The 2,036-nt window shown below is 67.7% G+C and carries 2 protein-coding genes; both read left to right on the forward strand.

The genetic code is table 11. From position 1 onward, the window contains the following. Nucleotides 1-41: 41 nt before the first annotated feature. Entirely contained in the window at nucleotides 42-446 is a 405-nt protein-coding gene (locus STRTUCAR8_RS40885; RefSeq protein ID WP_179200640.1) for a hypothetical protein, read from the forward strand. A 119-nt stretch (nucleotides 447-565) separates the two neighbouring features. Further along, nucleotides 566-2,017 (forward strand): S28 family serine protease, encoded by a 1,452-nt coding sequence (locus tag STRTUCAR8_RS40890; RefSeq protein WP_006382272.1) that lies wholly within the window; start codon nucleotides 566-568, stop codon nucleotides 2,015-2,017. The last annotated feature ends 19 nt before the right edge of the window (nucleotides 2,018-2,036 follow it).

Below are 2,036 nucleotides of genomic sequence, written 5' to 3' on the forward strand. Positions count from 1 at the left end.
CGCACGGCTAATGTCGTCGGTGGCAGCTGGAGGGGGAGACGGTGAGTGGTGGTTCGGTACGGCGGCGGATGGCGCTCGGTCTGGCCGTGCTGACCGCGTCCGGGATGCTCTCCCTCGCGAGCCCGGCCCCGGCCGAGGCGGCCTCCACCGCCTCCGCGGCCTCCGCGTGCTCCGGCCGCAAGGCACGCACGCTGACGTTCTCCACCGGCGTCGTGCACATCTACCGGCGCAACGGCTACGTCTGCGCGGTGACCGTGCCCAAGCGGCCCGGCGCCCGCCAGTGGATGTCGGTGAGCGTGAAGGCCCGGGGCGGGCGGCCGGTCGTCGACGAGGGACTGTTCTCGAAACGGGCCGGACCGGTCACCGTGCACGCCGGACGGCGGCAGGTGTGGGTCAAGGGGGCGGTGGGGCGAGGATCGGTCAGTTCTGGCTGGATCCGGTGTTGAGCCTGTTCCCGGACCCTATTCACTGACCCACTGCCCGAGGGATTTCCCTATCTCCCCTGGTGCGCCGCCCAGTTGCTCCGATAGCTTCCGGCGCACAGATGTCTCACAGGGGAGGGTGCATGCGCAAGGCGTCCAGATGGCTGCTCGCGCTCGCCGTGCTCATAGGCACGTTGAGCACGGCGGGAGCGGCGACCGCCGCTCAGCCGGAAGCCACCGGCACCACGCGAACGACCAGCAGTGCGGACATCAAGGACCAGCTCCTCGCGATACCGGGCATGAGCCTGATCCAGGAGAAGCCGTACACCGGCTACCGGTACTTCGTCCTCAACTACACTCAGCCGATCGACCACCGGCACCCGTCCAAGGGCACGTTCCAGCAGCGGATCACCGTCCTGCACAAGGACGTCTCGCGCCCGACGGTCTTCTTCACCAGCGGGTACTTCGTCAACACGAACCCGAGTCGCAGTGAGCCGACACGGATCGTCGACGGCAACCAGGTCTCCCTGGAGTACCGCTTCTTCACCCCGTCCAGGCCCGACCCGGCCAACTGGTCGAAGCTGGACATCTGGCAGGCGGCCAGCGACCAGCACCGCGTCTTCACGGCGCTGAAGAAGATCTACGCCAAGAAGTGGCTGTCCACGGGCGGTTCGAAGGGCGGCATGACCGCCACGTACTACGAGCGCTTCTACCCGCGTGACATGGACGGCGTCGTCGCGTACGTCGCCCCCAACGACGTGGTGAACAACGAGGACTCGGCCTACGACCGGTTCTTCGCCAGCGTCGGCACCAAGGAGTGCCGCGACCGGCTGAACGCCGTACAGCGTGAGGCGCTCGTCCGCCGGGAGCCGCTGGAGAAGAAGTACGCGGAGGTCGCCGCCACCGAGGGCTACACCTTCACCACCATCGGCAGCCTCGACCGGGCGTACGAGGCCGTCGTCCTCGACTACGTCTGGGGCTTCTGGCAGTACAGCCTGCTCGCCGACTGCGAGTCCATCCCGGCGGACGCGAAGAACGCGACCGACGACGACATCTGGACCTCGATCGACACGATCTCCGGGTTCGTCAACTACACCGACCAGGGCCTGGAGCCGTACACGCCGTACTACTACCAGGCGGGCACCCAACTCGGCGCGCCCAACATCAAGTTCCCGCACATCGAGAAGAAGTACGTCCGCTACGGCTACCAGCCGCCGCGCAACTTCGTCCCCCGGGACATCCCGATGAAGTTCCAGCCGCGGGCGATGCGTGACGTCGACAACTGGATCCAGCACCGGGCCCAGCACATGCTGTTCGTGTACGGGCAGAACGACCCCTGGGGTGCCGAGCGCTTCCGTCTCGGGAAGGGTGCGAAGGACTCGTACGTCTTCGCCGCTCCCGGTCTGAACCACGGCGCGAACGTCGCGGGTCTGGTCCCCGAGCAGAAGGCGCTCGCCACGGCCCGCATCCTGGAGTGGGCCGGCGTCGCGTCGACCTCGGTCCAGGCGAACCCGTCGGTGGCCAAGCCGCTGGCGACGTACGACGCGCGGCTCGACAAGCGCAACATCGAGCGCGAGCCCATGCTGCGGCCGTAACGACCTTGCGGAGTATGGG

The sequence above is a fragment of the Streptomyces turgidiscabies Car8 genome, from assembly GCF_000331005.1.
GTDB lineage: Bacteria > Actinomycetota > Actinomycetes > Streptomycetales > Streptomycetaceae > Streptomyces > Streptomyces turgidiscabies.